Annotated in this window: 3 protein-coding genes; 1 reads left to right on the top strand and 2 read right to left on the bottom strand. The window is 62.6% G+C overall.

Annotated features, from left to right (window positions below; translation table 11 throughout):
* Positions 1–182: hypothetical protein (locus BM125_RS19540; RefSeq protein ID WP_139225142.1), on the bottom strand; the 182-nt coding region annotated here is incomplete at its 3' end.
* Positions 183–284: 102 nt separating this feature from the next.
* Between BM125_RS19540 and BM125_RS19535 the strand changes: the two genes are divergently transcribed.
* On the top strand, positions 285–662 hold the full coding sequence (locus tag BM125_RS19535) for an NHLP-related RiPP peptide (protein ID WP_139225141.1): 378 nt from the start codon (positions 285–287) through the stop codon (positions 660–662).
* On the opposite strand, the gene BM125_RS19530 is transcribed toward BM125_RS19535, so the two are convergent.
* Positions 648–1,880 carry a hypothetical protein gene (locus tag BM125_RS19530; RefSeq protein ID WP_139225140.1) on the bottom strand — a complete coding sequence of 411 codons (1,233 nt, stop codon included), beginning with the start codon at positions 1,878–1,880 and terminating at the stop codon, positions 648–650. The two genes, BM125_RS19535 and BM125_RS19530, sit on opposite strands and share 15 nt — an antisense overlap.
* Between the last annotated feature and the right edge of the window lie 315 nt (positions 1,881–2,195).

The following is a 2,195-nucleotide window of genomic DNA, read 5'->3' as shown; positions in this document are numbered from 1 at the left end:
CCATGGCGGTCGGCCAGGGTGCGGGCCAGGCGATCGTGCTTGCGGATCAGCTCGGCCGCCTCGCGATCGCCGAGGCGCTCGACCAGTCCGGTCGAATCGACCAGGTCGCTAAGGACCAGTGTCCGCAGCAGCGAACTGGCCGGATTCTCCAGGTTCCTGTGGGGTGGCTCGGCGACGCTCACGAATACGCAATCCTCGATGCAGGCTTCGCATTCTGCGCTGCCGACCGCCGTGTTGCCAGAATTCCGGCCCTCGCAATACCCCGGACCGAAAGATAGACTCGTGTGGCTGTTGAATCCTGCTGCCAGCCTGCTTCGAAGCAGCACGCTTCGAGCTGGTCAATCGCAGCGAAACAGTCCAATCAACTTCAGGGGGAAAGCAGTATGGCTGATGCCACACTTACCGAAAAACAGGCGGCCGAATTGATCCGCATGCTCGCCACGGATGACGATTTCAGGAATCTGTTCGAGAACAAGCCTGCCAAGGCGCTCTTCAAGCTCGGCATCCCGGCCGAAACGATCGTCGATCTCAATGCAATGTGCCTGTGTCCCGCAGCGCTGGCCGGGAAGAGTCTGTTCAAGGAAGCCTCGGAAAAAATGGACAAGAGCGTGTTGACCGCGACGACCTCGATGCAGACGCCAAAGATGTCAATGCCCGCCTGAGGCCTTCGACTCCGATTCGATCTGTCCGTCGAGACGGCGCAGTTCAGCGGCCAGTTCGGCTGGCATCGAATCCTCTGGCCAGAACCTGCGCAATTCAGCGAGGGACTTGCGGGCGTCCGCGGATTCCCGAAGCCGGATGGAATATTCGGCTTCGCGGAGTTTGGCGAGGTTCGAGGAATGCACATTGAGGGGGATGAACATTTCGCCGGCCGCCACTTCCGTATAGGCGCGGCCGCGATGCGATGCCAGCCAGCGGGCTTGCTCCCGCGCAGCGCGAAGGTCGCCTTTATCGGCCAGCAATCGCATCAGCAGGGCATGACTGGCATACAGTTCGTTGCCGTCGAACCCGGCGCGCAGGTTGCGTATCGATTCGTCCAGGTGCCCGTTACGCGCCCCGATCGACGCATTGACCAGATCGAGCAGCTTGCCCAGCGCAGGGTAGTCGCCAGCCCGGACACGCTCGCTGACGCGCGATGAAAGCCGGGCGGCGAGCACGTCGTCGCCGAAACGGGTCGCCAGCCACGCCCGGAACAGCAGGCTCGCATCGAGCGAGGCGACGTCATCATCGACGCCGGCGGCGGCGTCGAGGGCCACCGTCGGGACGCTGGCCAGAAGTTGCGCGCGTTGTTCGCTCGTGGCGACCAGCAGCTTCGATGCGAGAACCGCATTGTCCATCACCCGGGCATTGATCGGATCCAGTTCGCCGATTGTCTTTTCCGCAGCACGCATTTCCAGCGCGTGATCCTTCCACTTGCCCTGGTCGAGCGCCAGGGCCAGGTTGGTCAGATGCGCCGACACTTTCTGCCCGGGTGTGACCGACGGCCGTGCTGAGGACTTCAGTTCGGCAATCCGGGCATAGTCACGCTGGGCCGCGAAGCTCGCAGCAACATATTCATTCTGGAAAACCGTGCCGATCCGCTTCGCCTCTGCGAACTCGCGCTGTGCATCCTGATAGCGTTCCATGCCAAGGAAGAGCGTACCGAGCAGATAGTGGCCGGTGCCGGCGTTCGGGTTCTGCGGCACCGCGTTTCGCTTGTCGGCTTCAATCGCCGCGCGGAAATCATTGGCATGGATCCATAGATAGTAGGCGTATGCCCCCTGGGCCTGAAAGAGGTCCGGCTCCAGTGTGGCAAGTGCCTTCCACTTTTCCAGGGCGTCGCGCGGCGATGAGAAAACGGTAAGCCACGCCTGCGCCAGCAACCGGTCCTTCTCGCCCAACCGGTTCGAGGTGGCGAGAGCCAGGTCCAGCTGTTCCCTGGCTTCTGCCCTGCGATCCATGTCGAGGTAGAGATTGCCGAGCGCAATGCGGGCGCGCGCGAAATCCGTGTCGAGCGCGACGGCATGCTTGTACAGGATCTCGGCCTGGGTCTGATCGCCCCCATCGTCGGATTTCAATCCTAGCGAATAGGCGCGCAGTGCATCGAGATTCGTCGTGGTCACCTTCTCCAGCGGCCTGGACTCCTTCGACACGGTCGCCAGGGCCTCGCCGAGTCGCACGCGCAGGCGGCTGTTGATGGTGTCGAGCGAGGGCAG

It is taken from the genome of Dokdonella immobilis, from assembly GCF_900115085.1.
GTDB lineage: Bacteria > Pseudomonadota > Gammaproteobacteria > Xanthomonadales > Rhodanobacteraceae > Dokdonella > Dokdonella immobilis.
Note: the sequence above shows the minus strand (reverse complement) of the source record. Positions and strands in the feature narration are given on the sequence as shown.